Genomic DNA, 20,707 nt, shown 5'->3' on the forward strand with positions numbered 1-20,707 from the left:
GCTCTGGCGTAGGCGGCAGGCCGCCGCGCGGAATCCGGGGTATCAATGCGCGGCGCCGGTCAGCTTGAGCGCATCCAGGTCCAGCGTGCCTTCAAAGACGGTTGTGGCGGGGCCCGTCATCATGACCGGCTGGCCAACGCCCGCCCAGGCGATGGTCAAATCGCCGCCATGTGTGGCCACCTTGACGGGCGAATCGATCAGGCCACGGCGGATGCCGGCCACCACCGCTGCGCACGCGCCGGTTCCACAGGCGAGCGTCTCGCCCGCCCCGCGCTCGTACACGCGCAGGCGCACGGAATGGCGATCGACGATCTGCATGAAACCCGCATTCACGCGACGTGGAAACACGGCATGCGATTCGATCAGGGGGCCGTCTTCCAGCACGGGAAAGGCCTCCGTGTCGTCGACAATCTGCACGGCGTGCGGATTGCCCATCGACACGGTCGACAGCCATTCAGTGCGGCCGTTGATTTGCAGGGCGTGCTGCGTGTCGTCGCCTTCGATGCGGGTGGGCAGACCCTCGGGCAGGAACGGCAGGCGTGCCGCCTCGAACACCGGTGCGCCCATGTCGACGGTCACTTGGCCATCGTCCTGCATTGTCAGCGTGGCGATGCCGTTCATGACTTCCACGCGCACGGTGCGCTTATCGGTCAAACCCCGGTCGGTGACGAACTTGACGAAGCAGCGGGCGCCATTGCCGCAGTGCTCCACCTCACCGCCATCGTGGTTGAAGATGCGGTAACGGAAATCGACATCGGGCCGTGTCGAACGCTCGACCAGCAGGAGTTGGTCCGCCCCCACGCCAAAGTGGCGGTCGGCAATGGCAGCCCATTGCTCGGGCGTGAAGTCGATCGGGGTCTGGATGCCGTCGAGCACGACAAAGTCGTTGCCCGCGCCGTGCATCTTGGTGAAGTGCAGTTTCATGGCTGGCCGCACAGATGCGGCGATGAGCGTTCGGAAAACGCCCATTCTAAAGCGAGCCGGCCCCGGTTGCCCCGGCCGGCTCCCGGCATCAGTAAATGCCCGGCATGCCCTCGGGACGGTGCTTGAAGCGCTTGTGCACCCAGTAATACTCGGTGATGCGCGGGCGAATGGCGTCTTCAAAGAAGGCATTCATCCGGCGCGTATCGGCGGTCAGGTCGCCGGTGGGGTAGTTCTCCCACGCGGGCAGGATGCGCAGCGCATAACCCTCGTAATTGGGCAGTATCTCGGTGTACATCGGGATGACCTTGGCGCCAGTCATCGACGCCATGCGCGGGATGGCGTTGAGCGTGAGCGCCGGCACGCCGAAGAATGGCACGAACTCAGAATCACGCTCGCCGAAATCCATGTCGGAGATGAGCTGCAGCGCCTCGCCGCGCTTGATGGTGCGCATGATCTGGCGGATGTTTTCGTTGCGCGACACCATGGTCGCGCCAAAGCGGCTGCGCAGCGCCTTGATGGCGTCGTCGAGCACCGGGTTGGCCATGCGCGTGTACAGCGAGCAGCCCGCGTTGCCGACGTGCGTGCGCAGGTAGTCTGTCAGCGCCAGCGCGCCGATCTCTACGCCCGACAGATGCAGCGTGACGAGAATGTGTGGCTGGCCGTGCAATGCCGGCAGATTGGCCTGGTCGTCGATCTTCACCACGCGCATCAGGCGTTCTTCCGATGCGAACCAGGCAAACGAGCGCTCGGCAAAGCTGCGAAAGACCTTGCGGAAGACATCGTGCGCCATGGCTTCACGCTCGGCGTCGGACTTCTCGGGAAAGCAGGCGCGCAAGTTGGCCAGCACCACGCGGCGGCGGCCATTGGGAATGCGGTACAGCAGCCCGCCCAGGCTTTCGCCAAAACGCGCGACAAAACCGTACGGCAGGAAGGACAGCAGCCATAAAAAGCCGAGTCCGAATTTGGCAGAGAAACGTTCCATAAAGGCAGCAGTATCAGGCAGCGGGCGGAGCGTCCGCGCCCTTGGGATGCTTGTAGCGGTTATAGCCCCAGAGATATTGCGTCGGCGCCACGGCAATCAACTGTTCGATGGCGGCATTGATGAGGGTGGCAGCTTGCGTGGCGTCGTCGGGCAGATCGCCGAGCTCATGCATGTGCAAGCGATAGCCGGCGCCGCGCGGCAGCCGTTCGGCAAACAGTGCCACGACGGGCGCACCTGTCAGCCGATGCAAACGGTGCACCAGCGTCATCGTATAGGCAGGCTTGCCGAAGAACGGCGCCCATACACCTTCGCCGCCGGTGGGCGTCTGGTCGGGCAGGATGCCAACGGCCTCGCCGCGCTTGAGTGCACGCACCAGCATGCGCACGCCGCGCGGATCAGCCGGGGCCATGTGCATGTTAGGCCCCTTGCGCATGTTCTCGATCCAGGTGCGCAGGCTCTCCTTGCGCGGCGGCTTGAACAGCGATGTGACCGGATGCTCGCGCGCATAGGCCTGCGGCAAGACCTCGAAGCAGCCCAAATGCGGCGTGAGGAAGATCAGGCCGCGCCCATCTGCAAGCGCGCGCTCAACAGCTTCTCGGCAAACGTCGAACAGGTACGGAGCAACGTCCGCCCCGTTCTTGCGCACCCAGAAGTACGGCATCTCGAACACCATCCGTCCGGCAGAGCGCCCCGCCTCTTTGAGCATGGCGGGCGTGACGTCGGGATAGGCGTGGCGGAAGTTGGCGATGAGCCGGTCGCGATAGCGGCCAGGCACCTTGGCGGCCAACGCTCCCAGCCAGCCGCCCAGCGCCTGCAGCACTGACAGAGGCAGGCGAGAAAACAGCCAGTAGAGGAAGGTCATGCGTGCGTACGCTGCAATGTGTTGGTCGCAGTCGACAGGGGAACAGGGTCTTGGCAGGCCTTGCTGCGGCCCCGAAAAGTGCCGCGTATAATAGCGCGATTCGCCGAGTTAACTGACAACTTGCGGGGCGAATCCTTGCTTGGCCACAAACCTCGGCAAGGTTGCTAAATACCGCTAAAGCGTCGCCGGCCGTGGCTTAACGGATTGGCAACGTGATAGCCAATCTGGAGCTAACAGCCGTGTCAAACGACTTCCTCTTCACCTCGGAGTCGGTCTCCGAGGGCCATCCCGACAAGGTCGCCGACCAGATTTCCGACGCCATCCTGGACGCCATCCTCGCCCAGGACAAATATGCGCGCGTCGCGGCAGAAACGCTGTGCAACACCGGCCTGGTGGTGCTCGCGGGTGAAATCACCACGACGGCCAATGTCGACTACATCCACGTTGCGCGCGAAACCATCAAGCGCATCGGCTACGACAACACCGAATACGGCATCGACTACAAGGGCTGTGCCGTCCTCGTCGCTTACGACAAGCAATCGCCCGACATCGCCCAGGGCGTCGACCGCGCATCGGACGACTACCTGAACCAGGGCGCCGGCGACCAGGGTCTGATGTTCGGCTACGCGTGCGATGAAACGCCCGAGCTGATGCCCTTCCCGATCTACTACGCACACCGTCTGGTCGAGCGCCAGTCGCAACTGCGCCGCGACGGCCGCCTGCCCTGGCTGCGCCCGGACGCCAAGTCGCAGGTGACGGTGCGCTATGTGGATGGCAAGCCGCACAGCGTGGATACCGTGGTGCTGTCCACCCAGCACGCGCCGGAGATGTCACAAGAGGCCATCCGCGAAGCCGTGATCGAAGAGATCATCAAGCCGGTGCTGCCCTCGCACATGCTGGCTGATACCAAATACCTGGTGAACCCGACCGGCCGCTTCGTCATCGGCGGCCCGCAAGGCGACTGCGGCCTGACCGGCCGCAAGATCATCGTCGATACGTACGGTGGCGCGGCCCCGCACGGCGGCGGCGCGTTCTCGGGCAAGGACCCGTCGAAGGTCGACCGTTCGGCCGCCTATGCCGCGCGCTACGTGGCCAAGAACGTGGTGGCCGCCGGCCTGGCGCGCCAGTGCCAGGTGCAGGTGAGCTACGCGATTGGCGTGGCACGCCCGATCAACATCACGGTGTACACGGAAGGCACGGGCGTGATCCCGGACGAGCAGATCGCCAAGCTCGTCCAGGAGCATTTCGACCTGCGCCCGAAGGGCATCGTGCAGATGCTGGACCTGCTGCGCCCGATCTACGAAAAGACCGCCGCGTACGGCCACTTCGGCCGCGAAGAACCGGAGTTCAGCTGGGAAGCCACCGACAAGGCCCTGCTGCTGCGCGAAGCAGCTGGCCTGGCAGGTGAGCCGGCCAAGGCGCTTGCCTGAGCCAGCGCTCGCATCAAAGAAAACCGCCCTCCGGGGCGGTTTTTGTTGGGCGCTACGCTCGCTCATTGATGCGTAACACGGAAAGCCGTCCACTCCCGCGATTTGGCATAGCGCGACTGAATGCCCTGGCGCAATTCGGCGCTGCTGGCGTACTGGAACAGCCCGTTCTCGATGTCATAGAACAAGTGCCGGCCGGCGCGCGTGTCGACTGCCATTGCATGCGTTTCATCGGCAATCCAATACACGCCGGGCGTGCCGACCACCGTATCCAGCATGGTACCCAGCGCGACATCGTCCGCCACGCGCGTGCCGTTCAGCTCCAGGTTGTGCAGCAGGTTCAGCACGTCCTGCCCATTGCCGTTCGGATCCCAGCGATATTTGACCTGCAGAATGCCGGCGCGCAGCTTGCTCGGGTCGGAATCCTTGGGTGCGATCGCAGCGTCCAGCGTGTTCTTGCACCAGAGCGCGCTGGCGGCTGCGCACCAGCCCAGGCGGCGTTCGGTGTCGGTACCGCCGCCCTCCGTCTGCAGGCTCGAATAGTTGTTGTGCGATGTGTAGAGCGTCTGTTCTGCCATGATGTGGCCTCGTCATCCATGAGCGTGAAGTACCGGCATGCGCGCCGGCGCACCGCAAGGAAACGCCCCCACGGCAAGACCCACTCTAGGGACGCCAATGCAGCGCCGGTATGCGCCGCACGTGCCCAACCACGCCCCATGGCGGGCGGCACGGGCCCAAGATCACGGCAGGCAATTGCGCAATTTCGATCAGGCGCAGCAAGCCTGCCGGCGATACCGTATCGCCACCCAGGAGCCACCGCATTGACCACCGCCACCGACCGCTACCTCGCCCGCTTCCGCGCCGTGCTTGCACACATCGACGCGCATCTGGAAGACACGCTGGACGTGGACGCACTGGCCGAGGTGGCCGCGTTTTCCAGGTACCACTTTCACCGCCAGTTTTCGTTGCTGTTCGGCATGAACGTCGGGCGCTATGTGCAGTTGCTGCGCCTGAAGCGCGCCGCGCATCAACTCGCCTATCGCGACGATGCGCGGATCACCGACATCGCGCTGGCGTGCGGATACGAAGGGCCGGAAGCATTTGCGCGGGCGTTCCGCAGGCAGGCGGGGCAGTCGCCGTCGGCATTTCGGGCGGCGCCGCAGTGGGCGTCCTGGGCCACCGATCTACAGGCGCTGCGCGCCCTCAGGAGCCAACACATGCCCGCACAACCGCAACCCCATTCCGTCGAGATCGTCGAACGCGAAGCCGTGCCCGTCGGGGCCATCGCGCACCGCGGCGATCCCGCGCGCCTGGGCCAGACCATCCGCACGTTCATCGCTTGGCGCCGCGAGCATCGGCTGCACCCCAGCGTTTCGGCCACGTACAACATCGTCTACGACAACCCCGACGATGTGCCGCCCGAGGCGTTCCGCATGGACATCTGCGCGGCCACGCCCGCACCGGTTGCGCCCAATGAAACGGGCGTGGTGGCCAAAACGCTGGCAGGCGGCCGCTACGCCGTGCTGCGCCACACGGGCTCTGACGATACGCTCGGCCAGAGCGTTGCGTACCTGTATGCCGATTGGCTGCCCGCCAGCGGCGAGGAATTGCGCGACGCGCCGTTGCTGTTCCAGCGCGTGCGCTTCTACCCCGATGTGCCCGAGCACGAAGCCGTGACGGACGTGCTGCTGCCGCTCAGGTAAGCGATCAGGCGTCCAGGTGGATCTGGATGCCGGTGGCCGTATAGATGGCCGTGGCCTTGAAGCCATCCACAACCACCGACGAGAACTGGCGGTTGCTGCCCGCGCCATCCACCACGGCGATGGTGTCGCCCACCTTGGGCGTGTAGCCGTTCACGAACTTCACGTGCAGTGTGCCGCCGGCAATCGTGGTGAGGCCCGCCACGCTCAGCTTGCCCTGACCGTTCGGGCCGATGGCCAGATCCAGCGTGGTGCCCTGCAGTTGCGTGAACTTGCCCGCAATGGCCACCGCCGCCGGCGCCTTGACGGCCAGCGTACCGGCGCCCACGTACACATCGCCCGTGCCGAACGCGTTGGCCGAATCGGCTTCCAGCACGCCACCCGCGACCTGCGTGCCGCCGGTGTAGGTGTTGGCGCCGGCCAGACGCAACGTGCCGCTGCCTTGTAGCGAGAGCTTGCCTGCGCCGGAGATGGCGTTGCGCCACGTATCGGCCGCGTTGAAACCGCCTTGCGTTGCATCCATCGACACGATCACGTTGCCGTTGAACGCGCCATAGCCGTCCGCGGCAGCGAACAGGTTGAGGCGGCCCCAACCTTCAGCGTCGTCGAGCACGGGGTAGCCGGAAGCCAGCTCCGTCGTCTTGAGCACCACGCGGCGCTGGTCGGCACTCAGGTACGGGAAGCGCGTTTCCAGCAGCACCTCGGCGCCCTTGGGCACCACCGGCGCCAGCGTCGTCGCGCCGATCTGCGTGAAGCCAAAGGTCATGCGGCGCGTGAAATTGACCTGGTTGGTGGCGTAGTCGGCAAAGCGGTCGGTGGCGACCGTGCCGGACTGGGCAAGCGCCGGGAAGCTGGTGGCATCCGTGCCCGTCTGCGCCATCAGAGCGGTGTGCGCCTGCGAGAAGGCCGCCGCCTTGAGCGTGGCATTGGCCGGGTCCGCCAGGTTGGCTGCGGCCGCAGCGATGCCGATCATGCGGCCGGACATCACGTCCAGCGGCGAATGCATGCCGGCCAGGATGCGGTTCTCGCCCAGCTCCATCCCGCGCGCCACGATCTGCTGGAAGCGTTCAGGCACCAGATACGCCATCGCCACGGTATCGCGCACGGCTTCGGCCGAGTGGCCGCTGATGAAGCCGCCGTCGGTCGTGGGCGTCGGGCTCTCGGCCGGCACCAGCGTCGGCACGACAACCACGCTGCTGCTCCAGCGGTATGGCCGCGCATATTTGTAGAAACGCTTGGACGGCTCGGTGGAAGCGTTGTTGCCCACCGTGTTGATCAGGTCGACGACCTTGCCGAAGGCGGTATTGCCGCCCGAGGTGCCCACGCCCGTGTTGTTGCCGCTGTCGTTGTAGAGCACCGTGGTCGCATCGGCCGGCACGGTGGTGATGGACGTGGTCTGCTGCGCCAGCGCGCGCCACGCGGTGGTCAGCGGCCCCATGCCGTCGCTCACGCTGTAGCCCTTGCCGCGGCGGTCGTCAAAGTATGCTGCGTCGGCCTGGGCCTGCGTGCGGTTGGTGGTCGCATTCACCACGTACTGAACGTTTGCGTTCAAGACCGGCAGGTTGAGCTGCGTGCCGCCGGCCGTGCCGTCATTGGGCAGGCCCGTCCACGTGGACGCGACCACCGCCGGGAACGAACCATTGGCCGGCGCGCTCACCCCCGCATCCACGATTTCCGTGAGCGGCTGCCACAGGTCGAGAAAACGCGTGAACAGGCGCACACCGGCGTTGGTGCCGAGCGTGGCGTAGCGCGCATCGCCGCGTTGGTTGGTGGCGATGTTGTCGACGAACGCCGGTACGCCAGTGGCCACCGCCGCCGTGTCGACAAAGCCCGGGTCTGCCGGCGGCGCGGGAATGGCCTGGGTGGTGGCAACTGGCGTGCCATTGTTGGGCGTGTCATCACCGCCGCCGCACGCCGTAAGCGCGAGGGCGCCGAACAGCGCAACGAGGCTGGAGCAAAGACGCGGGCGGGAAAATGCAGGGCGAGCGGTGAAGGACATGGTGCGACGGGCTTGCAACCCGAAGAGAGCGCTGGAAAGCCCAGCAGTCTCGGCACGCGCCGTGAAAAAACGGTGACGTTTCGTTGACAAATCTGCGTGATCGGCGCTCTACATTGGGGCATTCCGCGTCATGACAGCGCTGACAGTGCGTTATGTCACAGAGTGATACAATCGCTGGCTGCACTCTTTGACTTTGGTGAAGCCTGGTCCGGGCAATCGCCGTCCCGTCGACCATGTCCGCATCACCTCTGCATCCCGCCCTGCGCCGCTGGCTCCACAGCTTCATTCCTGCACCCGTGACGGTGCGCTGGAGCGAGCGCGTCCGTTCCGCCGTTGGCGCACTCGTCGGCATCCTCTTTACCGGCACGATGATGAAGATGGTGCCGGGCGCTTCCACGCTGATCCCGCTGCTGGTCGCGCCAATGGGCGCCTCGGCCGTGCTGCTGTTTGCGGTACCGGCCAGCCCGCTAGCGCAGCCGTGGTCGATCATCGGCGGCAACCTGGTGGCGGCCACCGTGGGCGTGACGTTCGCGCTGCTGGTGGATGATCCGGTGATTGCGTCTGCGCTGGCCATCTCGGCGGCCATTGCTGGCATGTTTGCGCTGCGCTGTGTGCACCCGCCCTCGGGCGCAGTGGCACTCACCGCCGTGATTGGCGGCCCGGCCGTGCATGCGCTGGGCTATCGCTTCGTGCTGGAGCCGATCCTGATTCAGTCAGCGCTGCTGCTGGTGGGCGCGCTGGTGTACCACGCGGCCACGGGCCACCGGTATCCGCACGCGCAACGCCTGCCTGCGGCTGAACGCCCGCCCACGACGGCCGGCTTCACCCGCGCCGACATCGTCGCCGCGCTGCGCCGCCAGAGCGAGCTGCTCGACATTGACCCCGAAGACATTGAAGCCGTGCTGCGCGAGATGCAGCTCCAGGCCTACACCCGCACGTTCCAGGCGCTCACCTGCGCCGACATCATGACCACGCCGGTGGTCACGGTCTCGGCCGGCACGTCGATCCCCCGCGCGCTGCAACTGCTGCGTCAGCATGGCTTCAAGGCACTGCCGGTGGTGGACGAAGGACGGCGCGTGGTGGGGATCGTCACGCGCGTCGACCTGCTCGGCCTGGCCCCGGCAGACATGCGCCAGACGCTGCGCCGCTGGTTCAGCATCGGCGCGCTCACGCCGCCGCGCGTGGCCGATCACATGAAAACGCGCGTGCAGACCATCGCAGCCACTGCGCCCATGTCGGATCTGGTGCCGATGTTTGCCAGCGCCGGCCACCACCACATTCCGGTGCTGGATACCGATGGCCGACTGGCCGGCATCGTCACGGAATCGGACTTGGTGGGCGGGCTGTACCGTCAGGCCAACATCGAGCCGCAGGTGGCCTGAACTGAACTGCCATCAAGCCGCATCCATCGGCAACTCACGAAAGACGCCAAGCTGTTCCGCCGCCGCCGAATACGCCACCAGGCGCGGGTAGTCCGCCGCCGGCACGCGATCCGGCACCATCAGCTGGATGAAAGCCCAGGCCACGGCCACCGTGACGCCTGCCTGCGTCAGCTCGCCTGCGTCCACGGGTAGCGGCGCATCCTTCCACTCCGCTTCCAGCGCTTCCAGCGCCGCCAGCAATTGGCTGTGCACGCGCTCGACCCACGGCCCGTGCACTTTCTCGGTCGGGCGCAGGTTGTGTTCATAGACGATCTGCACCGCCTTCTCGCACGCGGCCAGCGCCAGGCCGATCACGCGCAGTGCGTGCTGGCGTTCGGCAATGGCGGCTGGCATCAGGCTGCGGCCCGCCAGCGCTTCTGCGTAATCGATGATGAGCGTGGAGTCGATCAGCACGGTGCCGTCGTCGCACACCAGGGTGGGCGCCTTGACGACCGGGTTGATGGCGCGGAACTGGTCGAAATGCCGGAAGACGGACACCGACGCGTGCTCGAACGGCAGCCCGAGCAGCTTGAGCGAAATGGCCGTGCGGCGCACGTACGGGGAATCAAGCATGCCGATCAACTTCATGAAAACTCCTGGCGAGTGTGGGCGTGTGGTGGTGGGAAAACTCCGGCGCGAAGCGCGCGGCTGCGCGGGCACGGATGCACATGATAGACAGCCAGCGCGAAGCGTGCCGGACGCCTCAGGCACGTTTTCTGCGTGCGAAATGTCACTTTGAGCCGTCTGATGCCGACGCCGGCCGGCCTCCCCATTTTCTAGAATGACCGCGACTCGGCCGCATTGTGCTGCCCGCCACAGAGGAGACCTTATGCCGTTTCTCGCGCATCACCATGACTGCCTCGGGTGGAAGGGTGAGATGGCGCAGCGCGTGCTGGCATTCGATTGGGCCGCCACCCAGTTGGGCCCGATCCAGGACTGGCCGAGCAGCCTGCACGCCGCGGTGCAAATGGTGCTGGCATCGCCCGTGCCGCTGGTCATGATGTGGGAACGCCACGGCTACATGATCTACAACGACGCCTACGCCGAATTCGCCGGCGGGCGTCATCCCTATCTTCTTGGTTGCCCGGTGGAACTCGGCTGGCCCGAAGTGGCTGACTTCAACCGGCACGTCATGGATGTCTGCCTGGGTGGCGGCACGCTGTCGTACCGGGACAAGGAACTCGTCCTGCTGCGCAACGGCCGCCCGGAAGATGTGTGGATGGATCTCTACTACAGCCCGCTGCCCGACGACAACGGCCGCCCGGCTGGCGTGCTGGCCATCGTGGTGGAAACCACCGAGCGCGTGCAGACCGAGCGCGAGCGACAAGCCGCCGAACAGGCGCTGCGCCAGTTGACCGAAACGCTGGAGCAGCGCGTGGCCGATGCGCTGTCTGCCCGCGCTGAAGTGGAAGCGCAATTGCGCCAGGCTCAAAAGATGGAAGCCATCGGCAACCTGACCGGCGGCGTGGCACACGACTTCAACAACGTGCTCCAGGTGATTGCCGGCAACCTGCAGTTGCTTTCGGTGGAAGCGCCGGGCAACACGCGCGTGCAGCATCGGATTGCCGCAGCCACGCGGGCCGTGCAGCGTGGCGCCACGCTGGCCGCGCAATTGCTTGCCTTTGCGCGCCGCCAGCAGCTCTCTCCGGCGGTCGTCAACCCGACGCGGCTGGTCCAGGGCATGAGCGAGATGCTGCACCGCGCGCTGGGCGAAGCCATCAAGGTGGAAACGCGCCTGGCCGACGACTTGTGGAACGTGCAGGCCGACCGCAACCAGCTCGAGAACGCGCTGCTGAACCTCGCCATCAACGCACGCGATGCCATGCGCGGTGGCGGCATGCTGACCATCGCCGCCGACAACGTCACGCTCGGCAACAGACCAGCGCACGGGCGCGATCAGCCCGCCCCCGGCGACTACCTCGTCTTCTCCGTCACCGACACCGGCGTGGGCATGCCGCCCGAAGTGGTCGAACACGTCTTCGAGCCCTTCTTCACCACCAAGCCCGACGGCCACGGCACGGGGCTGGGGCTGAGCATGGTGTTCGGCTTCGTCAAGCAGAGCGGCGGGCATATCGCCATCGACAGCACGGTTGGCCAGGGCACCACGGTGCAGCTCTACTTCCCACGCTGCACAGAGGCGGTTCCGGACGATGCCGTCGAGCTGCGCGACACCATCGTCACGCCCATGGGCGGGCGCGAGACCATCCTCGTGGTGGAAGACGATACCGACGTGCGCCTGACCGCCGTCGACATGCTGAGCCAGCTCGGTTACCGCGTGCTCACGGCAGCCAACGGCGAGGCCGCTCTCGAACTCATGAACAGCGACACGCCCATCGACCTGTTGTTTACCGACGTGATCATGCCGGGCTCCATCAAGGGCGGCGAACTGTCGATACGCGCCGCGCAACGCGTGCCGCCCCTGCCGGTACTGCTCGTCTCGGGCTACACGCGTGACGAGGTGCTGCACGACGGCCGGCTACCGCCCGGCGTGACGCTGCTCGGCAAGCCCTACCGACGTGACGACCTGGCGCGCATGGTGCGCAACGTGCTCACTGCCAGCCGCACCGCGCAGGCCCACGCGCAATCGGCATCGCCATCGGTAGGCCATGCCGTGGCGACGGACGTGTCACAACCACCTACGGTGCTGCTGGTGGAAGACGACACCGCCTCGCGCGAAGCCATGCAGGAGGTGCTCACCGCCTTTGGCCTGCAATGCATGGCCGCCGCCAATGCCGAAGACGCCCTTGTCCTTGCCCGCGCGCACCCCGTTCACGTGCTGCTGACCGACCTCACCCTGCCCGGCCAATCCGGCGCGGACCTCGCCCGCACGCTGCTGCGCCTGCAGCCGCAGATGGACGTGCTGCTGATGTCCGGCTACGGCACGGAGGCCGAGATTGGAGAGCCCATTGCCGGCGCACGCCTGCTCGGCAAGCCCATCGACCTGTTGACGCTGCGGCAGGCGCTGGTGCCCTGGCTAAGCGCCAGCATAAGTGCGGCCGACACGCAGGATGTGACGAACGCCGCATAATCGCAGCGCACTGTCACAAACGATCGCGCCCGCCCGTCTAGGGAGCATCATCCCTGGACGACACGCCCGCCATGACCAAGCCCAGCCCCGACCGCACCCTCCGCGCCGACAGCGAAGACACGACCTTCACCGCCGCCCGGCCCCGCCTCTTTGCGATTGCCTATCGCATGCTCGGCAGCCGGGCTGACGCGGAAGACGTGCTGCAAGACGCCTGGATGCGCTGGCACCAGACCGATCAGACCGCATTGCAATCGGCCGAGGCGTGGCTCGTGACGGTGGTCACCCGCCTGTCGATCGACCGCCTGCGCGCCGTCAAGACCGAGCGCGAAGCGTACGTCGGCTGGTGGCTGCCCGAGCCCCTGGTCGAACCGGAATCTGCAGCACCCACGCCCGAGGCCGCCGTGGAACTGGCGGGCGATTTGTCGATGGCCCTGCTGTGGGTGCTGGAACGCCTGTCGCCCGAGGAGCGCGCGGCGTTTCTGATGCGCCAGGTGTTCGACCAGGACTACGCAGAGATTGCCGCCCTGCTGGGCAAAACTGAAGCCGCGTGCCGGCAGATGGTGCACCGCGCATCCGACCGCGTGCAGCAAGAACGCCCGCGCTTTGATGTCGCGCCGGATGCGCATCGGGATTTGCTGGAGCGCTTTGCCGAAGCCTCGCGCACGGGCCAGCGCGACGCCATCCGCGCCCTGCTGGCAGACGACGCGCAACTGGTGGGCGACGGCGGCGGCAAGGTGCCTTCGTTCATGCGCATCATTCAAGACGCCGGCCAGATCACCAAGATCTACTGCGAGCTGGTGCGCGCCATGGGCGAGGTCCGCTACGTGCACGCCCGCGTGAATGGCGAACCCGGCCTGCTGCGCTACGTCAACGGCACGCTGGAATCGGCCCAGTCGTTCGTCATCGAAAACGGCCGCATCGTGGCCATCTACGTGGTGCGCAATCCGGACAAGCTGGCGCACATCGGCACCGGCGCATAAAAGAAAGCGAAGCATTTTTTTGGCCGGGCTGTCACAACCCGGCCGCGCGGGGCGTCTTAAAGGTATGGAGCGACGCAAGGCACAAGCCAACGCCTGCCACAGCTCCTGGTGACCAACCCAAACCCTTTAGGAGCCTCTCATGTCGCAAGCCCCCCGCATCGCTTACTTCCAACTCGCACCGAAGGCGTTCAACAACCTGCTGAACCTGTCGAACGGCCTGCGCCGCGACTTGCTGGGCGCCAGGCTGGTCGACCTCGTGCTGCTGCGCGTGTCGCAAATCAACGGCTGCGCCTTCTGCATCGACATGCACTGGAGCGACCTCATCAAGATGGGCGAAGACCCGCGCCACCTGAACGCCGTGGCCGGCTGGCGCGAGGCCCCGTTCTTTACCGAACGCGAGCGCGCCGCCCTACGCTGGGCCGAGCTGGTCACCAACACCCCGCACAGCGATGCCAGCGACGAAGAGTTCGCCGGGCTGCGCGAGCACTTCAGCGATGAAGAGATCGCCGAGCTGAGCTTTGTGATCGTCACCATCAACAGCTGGAACCTGCTGAACGTGAGCCTGCGCAACCCGGTGCCGCTGAAGGCGCCCTATGTTGCAGCGGCGTAACAGGTACAGCGAGAAACCGCGCCAGTACGACGATCGCTGTACAGCAGCGCCTGCGCACACGCGTAGGCGCTGCACCTACAGGCTTAGCCGTGCAGGAAGCGCACCATCAGCACTTCATCTGCATAGCCGGTGGTGGACTTGAGCGCGCGCGGCTCCACGCCGTAGGTTTCAAACCCGCAACGCTCGTACAGCGCCAGCGCCGCATCGTTGCCCTGCACCACCGACAAGGTGAGCTGCTGAACCAACCCCGTTGCCGCCGCCACGATGCGCTCCACCAGCGCCACGCCCACGCCGCGCCCTCGCGCTGCCGGCGCCACGTAAAAGCCCCACACAAAACCCTTGTGCGCAAGCTTCGCCAGCGTCTGCTGCTTGAAGCCCGCCATGCCGACGATGCGCGCGTCGCCGCCGTCTCCCTCATAGGCGCCCAGCACAATGGTGGTGGCCAGCCGCTCGGCAAAGGCTTCCATCGAGAGCCCAACTTCAGCCTCGTAGGTTGAGCCGAATGCATCGGGGGCATCCTTGAGCGCAGCCAGACGAATGGCGCGATAGTCCGCCACATCGGCCGCATTGGCGGAAGAGAGCTGGCGGATCACGACGGCTTGGTTATTCGGGCTGGCATTGGACATGGCTGGCAGCGCGTGGGGCAAGAAGCGGACGAGAGCCGCCAGTATCGCGCCAATCACATGCACGAGACCTACAGCGCAGCCTCCGTCCATGAAGCCGAGGGCGTTGTCCGTCAATTGGCCTATGTCGGCGTGCGAACCCGGGTACCTATGCTTCGAGGAAACGCGAGTCAACAAACCGCGACAACCAGAAACGGGGGAAGCCATGGCCGAGCTTTTGATCGCCCACGCGCAACGCAGCAACAGCGCACACACACAGCCGACACCGGCACCGATCCCACCCGACGCTCCCAGGCACACACGTGGCATGCACGGCGCCGCGCTGGTGATGGCCGCCGCGCTGTCGCTCGGGCTCACCGCCTGCGGTGGCGGCGACGATGCAACCGCCACGACCCCACCGACGAATAACAACGCGCCCGCGCCATCGCCTACGCCGTCACCCACACCGGCCCCTGCGCCTGCCCCGGCAACTTACTCCGTGGGTGGCACCGTCAGTGGCCTGGCCACGGGCAAATCCGTCACGCTGCTGGACAACGGCGGCGATGCGGTTGTCGTCAATGCCAACGGCAGCTTCAACTTTCCGACCAAGCTCGCGCAGGGCAAGCCCTATGCAGCCACGGTCGGTACGCGTCCGTCGGGTGAGAACTGCACTGTCACCAACGGCAGTGGCATTGTGGGCACCAGCAACGTGACCACCATTGCGGTGGCCTGCGCGCCGCGGCCGCTGTTCGGCTATGCGGTCAACTCGAACGACGGCACGATCTCCGCCTTCACGCTGGACCTGACCACCGGCATGCCCACGGCCATTGGTGCATCGGTGCCTGTGGGGCAAGGGCCGCTGTCGCTGACCATCGACCCGGCGGGCAAGTACGTCTACGTGGCCAACGCCATCGACAACACCGTCACTACGCTCTCCATCAATGCCGATACCGGGCTGCTCACGGTCGTGGGTTCTGCCACGCCAACGGGCATGCAGCCGTACAGCATTGCGCGCACGCCCAACGGCAAGTTCGCATACACGAGCAACTATGGAGACAACACGCTGTCGGCGTTCTCCGTCAACACGGGCACCGGTGCGCTTACCGCCCTCGCGCCCATCACGGCCGGGGCCAACCCGTACACGATCGCCATCAACAGCGCAGGCACCTTCGCCTACGTGGTGAATGCCAACAGCGGCGCCACGCCGGGCACGGCCATGGCGTTTGCCATCAACACCACCACGGGCGCACTCACGCAGGTGGGCACCACGGTCAACACGGGCAATACGCCTCAGTTCATCGCGGTCAACTCGGCAGGTACCTACGCCTACGTGACCAACGCCGCAGACAACACCATCAACGTCTACAGCATCAGCAACACCGGGGCGCTCACCGCATCGGGCACACCGGTGGCGGCAGGCACCAACCCGTACTACATCGCCATCGCACCGTCGGGCGGCTTCATGTATGTGACCAACGTGCTGGCCAACACCGTCAGCGTCTTCAGCATCAACCCGGCCAACGGCGCGCTCACGCTGGTCGACACCACGCCCACCGGCAACGCGCCCGTGACCGTGCTCGTCAACCCCGCCGGCACCTTCGCCTACGTGGTCAACGCCGTAGACAACAGCGTCAGCGCGTACAGCATCAACAGCACCACCGGCAAGCTGACCGCCGTGGCAAGCGGGTCAGCCGCCACCGGCAACATCCCGCGCGGGATGGCGATTGTGGCGGTGCCTTGAGGGTGAGCTGAATCGGTTTGCGCGAATGCAAAGCCCCTCGCGATGGCGAGGGGCTTTTTTTTGTATTCCGGCGTTCACCCATTGGGCCCTGCAGCGCCTGAAAGGTGCTATTTCTGCGGTTTATTAACACCTCTTAATCCAGCCCAGTGCGCGATTCCAATACCATCGCCTAGCCCAGACCGGCGGCACCTCGAATGACGCTTCATTTGAGTGATGCGAGAACACCGGCAGAGCGCGTTCGCGATACCGCCGCCCATCGTGTTGACCCCACTCGACGACATGGGCGCGACGCCGCCCAAGGAACCGTAACGTGGCCAACAGCATCCTCCAGGAACTGGCACAAAGCATGGCGGCACGCCCGAGCCCCCAGCGCACTGCCCTGGCCGACGCCACCACGCTCCAACACCTGGGGGACCACCTGTTTGCGCAAGTGGACCCGCTGCTCGACGGCCCACCGCCATCGTCACTGTGGGTACTGATCAGCCCGCAGATCACGGACCCGCTTGCGAACGCACGCCGTCGCAGCGAAGCAGTACCGTTACCCATCGCGCCTGACATCATGCGGCCCGAGCAGCGCCCTTACCTGCTCCCGCTCGGCGGCTTCGGTCGCGATGACACGATCGATTTCACGCTCGACCTCGCCTGGGCCGAAGCCACCCGCCATCCCGACAGGGAGACCCGGGGCTCATCGGTTTGCGCATGGCTGGTCTTTCCGGCAGAGCAGGCTCGACACGTTGCGCACGAGATGGCGATGCAGACCAAGCACCGCTGGCCCGGATCACACGCACGCTATCTGCGCCTGTGGGACCCGCGCGTATTTGAACTGCTCACCGGCTTGGGCGATGCCGAACCACTGGTGCGCTACGCAGCCAGCACCAACGGCGTGTGGTGGCTGAACCGTGCAGGCGCGTTGCAGCGCTACCCAGCGCCGGCACCGACTACGCCCTTGGCCGACGCAACATGGCCGGAGACCGCCAAGGCGATGCTGCGCAACAGCGGCACCATCAACGCCGTACTGAACGCATTACAGGACGCCGAACACAACGTCGTGCAGCCTCCATTGGCCGCCGCCATTCTGTCGTTGCTCGAACGCGCAAGCAGCGCGTGGAGCCTCACTAACGAGCTCGACCGCATCATCTACGCCTTGTACGGCGTTCTGATTTCCCCGCAGTTCGATCAAGACACCAACGTGCGCGAGGCCATGCTCGCCGCGCGTGCCCAGGGTGACTCACCCATCGCGGCACTCGCCGGCTTCGACGCAGCGTTCTGGGAGCGACACAGCCATGCCTGACCACGCCAAGCTGCAAAAGGCCATCGCAGCGGCCAAAGAGAACAATCTGCCAGTGCAGCCGCCCGAGTGCCCGAGTTGCGACAAGTCGGGCCTGACGATGCTCGTGACGCTGTACGCTGCCCTGCCGCCACAGTACTTTCGGCCAGGAGAGTCCGACTGGATACAGGAAGCTGGCATGCTCGATCAGCAGGGCTACCTTGCCGGCCGGCCATTGCAAGCATCGCAATATGTGCTGCGCCGCATGCGCGCCGGGTGGCTCTATGTCTACTATCCGGAAGACCCCTCGTGGGAAATCTACACCGTGCAGCCCGATGGGCGTATGCAACGCATGGCGCCGGACTTGGCCGGGGCAATGGGCGGTCATCCTGCAACATGCTCCCGCTTGGCCAACACCCCGGATGCACTGCTGCTCACCATCGCCGAGCCAACGAGGCGTCCTACCGCCTGGATCGGCTTCTCGGATGCACGCTGGACGAAGCGCGTGCGCGACAACGTGGCCAAGGACCCCGCTGCCTTCCACATGAAGAAGATCATGCCGAAGAAGGTGTGCGAGTCGACCGTGATGGTCAACATGGGACCGTTGAGCCTGATTGGCGACGGCGTGCTCAAGAACCAGGTGATGGGGTTCCAGCAGCGCGTTGATCGTCGCACCTTGCTGGTGGAGGCTTACAGCCGGCCCACGCCGTGCACGGAAGCCTCGCTCTTGAACGTCATGAAGCGCAACAATGCTCCGTACAAGATTGAGGGGCTTCTTTTGCCGCTGGAAGATGACATTGGCATCGCCACGCAGTTGAACTACTACCGCAACTGCGCGCTGGCCGACATCATGGGGAATACGGACGGGAAAGGAAAACCGTACACCGATGCTGAGCGCGATCTGATGGCAACGGCGGGATTGATTGAAGGCACACCGTTCGGCGAACAGAAAGAAAAAGTCGAGAGCAAGCTGAACAAGGACAACTACGCCAACTACCTCTCCAAGTATCGCCGTTGCACCGACGCCGCTGCCGACTTCGACAAGCGATCCGCCGACTACGTTGCCTGGATGCAGTTCCTGCCGGCACGGCGCCACCCGGATGTATTCGACGCCAAGGACACGACGATGGCCGCGCACCTGGGCCATTGCGTTGCCAACATGTTTGAAGGCTGCGGCATCAACAACGACGAATTCCAAAAAATTTTGCTGCCGCAACTCAAGCTCGACACCGTCGACAGCAAGCGGCTTTTCTGGAGAGGCGTCGCCGCTAATCAGGAAGACCTGCTCGACAAGCTGCTGCCTCACAAGGGAAAGGTTGGCGAAGGCAGCAAGATGTACATTGAGGCGCGCGATCAGATTGCCTATCTCAAGGAAATACGCGAGCTCAAGAACGAAGCCGCACATCTGAACTCGGAAAACGCAAAGCGCCTGATGCAAGTCGTCAGTGGTCGCATGCGCCAGTTGCTCAAGGCGGACCCCAAGCTGTATCGGCAGACATTCCGGCGTATTCAGGCCGCCGCATTGACTGCGGAAGACGTGGCCATCCTGCAGGTCAAGGTCAAAGGCGGTGCAGCGGGTTTCCTTGCCCACTTGCGACGCGCCAATGGCGACGGCAAAGGCCTGAGCGTCGGCACGACCAAAACGGCCTACAACCGTCCGCTTCCCGCAGAAACGCTGCCCGACAACCTGAAGGGCAAACCCGGCGGCAAGGTGATGACGACGGTACCCAAGACGGCCAAGCAACTCGACGAGTACCTGGAGGTGCTTGGAGAACAGTGGCCCAAGGGCAAACCTATGCCGGCGCAGTTTGGCAAGGTGGCCGAACTGGCAGACGCAACGCATGCAATACCCGAGAGTGAAATCCTGAAGTTTGAGGAAGCGCCCTCGTTGAAAGGCGTCAAGGGTTACGGGGCATTCTCTGCGGGCCTTGCGGCGTTGCGGATCTCTTCGCTGGGTCAGAGCCTGAATGAGCTTGGCGTGGATATCAGCGAGGCTCAGCATGGAGATGCCAACTGGGGGCTTCTAGTCAAAGACATATCGGAAGCTTCGGCATCTGCGGTCGCCATCTGGCAGGCGAGCTATGAACTCCGATATGTGGCCAGCCAGATCGCCAACAAAGGGGTCAAGACGGCGGAGTTCTATCGACTGACCGCCGCTGCAGGCCGGCTGGTGATGGCCGTTTCCATCATCGAAGGCAGCCTGGGCATCTGGGATGCGACCAAGCTTTGGAAAGAAGGCGACCACGGCGCCGCCAGGGCGAAGACCGCTTCCGGCGTGGCCGGCATCGCCAGCGGCGTTGCCTACTACGCCTACACACGCATGGTGGCCAAGGCGGCGTTGGAGGGTCTGGCCAAGCGCGCGGCAACTACGGCCGCAGGCGAAGTTGCCGCCGGCTTGGCTGTGGCGGGAGAAACCGCGGCAGTGGGCGCGGAAGTCTCTGCTGAAGTGCCCCCGGTTGCCATGTGGATCGGCATCGCCTCCGGCGTGTTGACCGTAGCGTCGTGGGGCTTCGGCTTCTGGTCGGACCACCTTGTCACCAGCCCGTTTGCAAAATGGGCCGACCGTAGTTTGCTCGGCGTCCGTTCGCACGACTGGGGGCGCCCCTATTCCAGTACGCGCCAGCAACTGGACGCGCTGCTACGCCTGTTCTACTCGGTCAAACTCGAGAAGGCCTCGGCATTTGGAAACCCCGACGCCATCAAGATCGAGATTCCGGTGTTTGGCGATGCCACCGAAATGGACATTCAGATCAAGGCACCGAAGTCTTCCGGGCACGGCGTGATAGCCCGATATCTGCTCGATGGCACAGGGCGTTCCAAAGTGACCGCCAAGGAATTCCATCTGGAAAACGTGATCCACACTGAAGCCTCCAAGCAGGTGCATGCCCGCGCCAGTGTGGAAGGCGAGGGGCTCTCCATCCTGATCTGGTTTGGTGGAGGCGACAACTATGAAGCCGGCCGATGGAAGAATGCCATCACAGACGTGCTGGTGCCCGGCGCCGGCCTCTTCCGGACAGGCAAGGCACTCATCCAGGGCGTGCCCGACGCGGAGGTACAGTACTGGCCCAATCGTGCCGCATACAAAGATTTCGTCGTGGACGGCCGTTCCGCTGACGAGGTCGCTGAAGCCCAGGAGAAGGAGCCCGCCCATGGTTGAGAGGTGG

16 protein-coding genes are annotated in these 20,707 nt (G+C 65.1%); 9 read left to right on the forward strand and 7 right to left on the reverse strand.

All coding sequences use genetic code 11. The features are described from left to right. Positions 1 to 42 precede the first annotated feature (42 nt). From dapF to M1D44_RS13920, 3 genes are all read right to left on the reverse strand, one after another. A complete protein-coding gene (gene dapF, locus M1D44_RS13910) occupies positions 43 to 924 on the reverse strand; it encodes a diaminopimelate epimerase (protein WP_316852854.1) in 882 nt (293 codons plus the stop codon). Positions 925 to 1,012: 88 nt separating this feature from the next. Then, positions 1,013 to 1,906 (reverse strand): lipid A biosynthesis lauroyl acyltransferase, encoded by an 894-nt coding sequence (locus tag M1D44_RS13915; protein WP_024976954.1) that lies wholly within the window; start codon positions 1,904 to 1,906, stop codon positions 1,013 to 1,015. Between the two features lie 13 nt (positions 1,907 to 1,919). After that, on the reverse strand, positions 1,920 to 2,768 hold the full coding sequence (locus M1D44_RS13920) for a lysophospholipid acyltransferase family protein (RefSeq protein WP_316852855.1): 849 nt from the start codon (positions 2,766 to 2,768) through the stop codon (positions 1,920 to 1,922). A gap of 239 nt (positions 2,769 to 3,007) precedes the next feature. On the opposite strand from M1D44_RS13920, the gene metK reads away from it, so the two are divergent. Beyond that, the gene (gene metK, locus M1D44_RS13925) at positions 3,008 to 4,198 is read left to right on the forward strand and encodes a methionine adenosyltransferase (protein WP_024976956.1); all 1,191 of its coding nucleotides are present in this window, start codon (positions 3,008 to 3,010) and stop codon (positions 4,196 to 4,198) included. Positions 4,199 to 4,260: 62 nt separating this feature from the next. Here metK and M1D44_RS13930 read toward each other — a convergent pair whose 3' ends face one another. Then, the gene (locus M1D44_RS13930) at positions 4,261 to 4,773 is read right to left on the reverse strand and encodes a hypothetical protein (protein ID WP_024976957.1); all 513 of its coding nucleotides are present in this window, start codon (positions 4,771 to 4,773) and stop codon (positions 4,261 to 4,263) included. A gap of 243 nt (positions 4,774 to 5,016) precedes the next feature. Here M1D44_RS13930 and M1D44_RS13935 point away from each other — a divergent pair, with 243 nt between their 5' ends. Beyond that, positions 5,017 to 5,898 carry an AraC family transcriptional regulator gene (locus M1D44_RS13935; protein WP_204360066.1) on the forward strand — a complete coding sequence of 294 codons (882 nt, stop codon included), beginning with the start codon at positions 5,017 to 5,019 and terminating at the stop codon, positions 5,896 to 5,898. 4 nt (positions 5,899 to 5,902) lie between these two features. On the opposite strand, the gene M1D44_RS13940 is transcribed toward M1D44_RS13935, so the two are convergent. After that, positions 5,903 to 7,894: a phosphatase PAP2 family protein gene (locus M1D44_RS13940; protein ID WP_316852856.1), complete on the reverse strand. Its 1,992-nt coding sequence runs from the start codon at positions 7,892 to 7,894 to the stop codon at positions 5,903 to 5,905. 233 nt (positions 7,895 to 8,127) lie between these two features. Between M1D44_RS13940 and M1D44_RS13945 the strand changes: the two genes are divergently transcribed. Further along, on the forward strand, positions 8,128 to 9,276 hold the full coding sequence (locus M1D44_RS13945; RefSeq protein ID WP_316683910.1) for an HPP family protein: 1,149 nt from the start codon (positions 8,128 to 8,130) through the stop codon (positions 9,274 to 9,276). A 12-nt stretch (positions 9,277 to 9,288) separates the two neighbouring features. Here the strand turns inward: M1D44_RS13945 and M1D44_RS13950 are convergent, their stop codons facing one another. Then, positions 9,289 to 9,903, reverse strand: a complete 615-nt coding sequence (locus tag M1D44_RS13950; RefSeq protein WP_316852857.1) for a glutathione S-transferase — start codon at positions 9,901 to 9,903, stop codon at positions 9,289 to 9,291. Positions 9,904 to 10,144: 241 nt separating this feature from the next. Here M1D44_RS13950 and M1D44_RS13955 point away from each other — a divergent pair, with 241 nt between their 5' ends. The 3 genes from M1D44_RS13955 to M1D44_RS13965 all read left to right on the forward strand — a co-directional run bounded on the left by M1D44_RS13955 (position 10,145) and on the right by M1D44_RS13965 (position 13,933). Then, a complete protein-coding gene (locus M1D44_RS13955; protein ID WP_316852858.1) occupies positions 10,145 to 12,343 on the forward strand; it encodes a response regulator in 2,199 nt (732 codons plus the stop codon). 71 nt (positions 12,344 to 12,414) lie between these two features. Next, positions 12,415 to 13,323 carry an RNA polymerase sigma-70 factor gene (locus M1D44_RS13960; RefSeq protein WP_316852859.1) on the forward strand — a complete coding sequence of 303 codons (909 nt, stop codon included), beginning with the start codon at positions 12,415 to 12,417 and terminating at the stop codon, positions 13,321 to 13,323. 139 nt (positions 13,324 to 13,462) lie between these two features. Then, positions 13,463 to 13,933 (forward strand): carboxymuconolactone decarboxylase family protein, encoded by a 471-nt coding sequence (locus M1D44_RS13965; protein ID WP_024976964.1) that lies wholly within the window; start codon positions 13,463 to 13,465, stop codon positions 13,931 to 13,933. A gap of 83 nt (positions 13,934 to 14,016) precedes the next feature. Here M1D44_RS13965 and M1D44_RS13970 read toward each other — a convergent pair whose 3' ends face one another. Further along, positions 14,017 to 14,559, reverse strand: a complete 543-nt coding sequence (locus M1D44_RS13970) for a GNAT family N-acetyltransferase (RefSeq protein WP_112186589.1) — start codon at positions 14,557 to 14,559, stop codon at positions 14,017 to 14,019. Between the two features lie 202 nt (positions 14,560 to 14,761). Between M1D44_RS13970 and M1D44_RS13975 the strand changes: the two genes are divergently transcribed. From M1D44_RS13975 to M1D44_RS13985, 3 genes are all read left to right on the forward strand, one after another. Continuing rightward, complete coding sequence (locus M1D44_RS13975; RefSeq protein ID WP_316852860.1) at positions 14,762 to 16,276, forward strand: lactonase family protein; 1,515 nt, start codon at positions 14,762 to 14,764, stop codon at positions 16,274 to 16,276. A 310-nt stretch (positions 16,277 to 16,586) separates the two neighbouring features. After that, entirely contained in the window at positions 16,587 to 17,567 is a 981-nt protein-coding gene (locus tag M1D44_RS13980; RefSeq protein WP_024976967.1) for a hypothetical protein, read from the forward strand. Beyond that, a complete protein-coding gene (locus M1D44_RS13985; RefSeq protein ID WP_439004575.1) occupies positions 17,560 to 20,700 on the forward strand; it encodes a toxin VasX in 3,141 nt (1,046 codons plus the stop codon). Before M1D44_RS13980 ends, M1D44_RS13985 begins: the two co-directional genes overlap by 8 nt. Positions 20,701 to 20,707: the final 7 nt, after the last annotated feature.

It is taken from the genome of Ralstonia sp. SA306 (genome assembly GCF_054792405.1).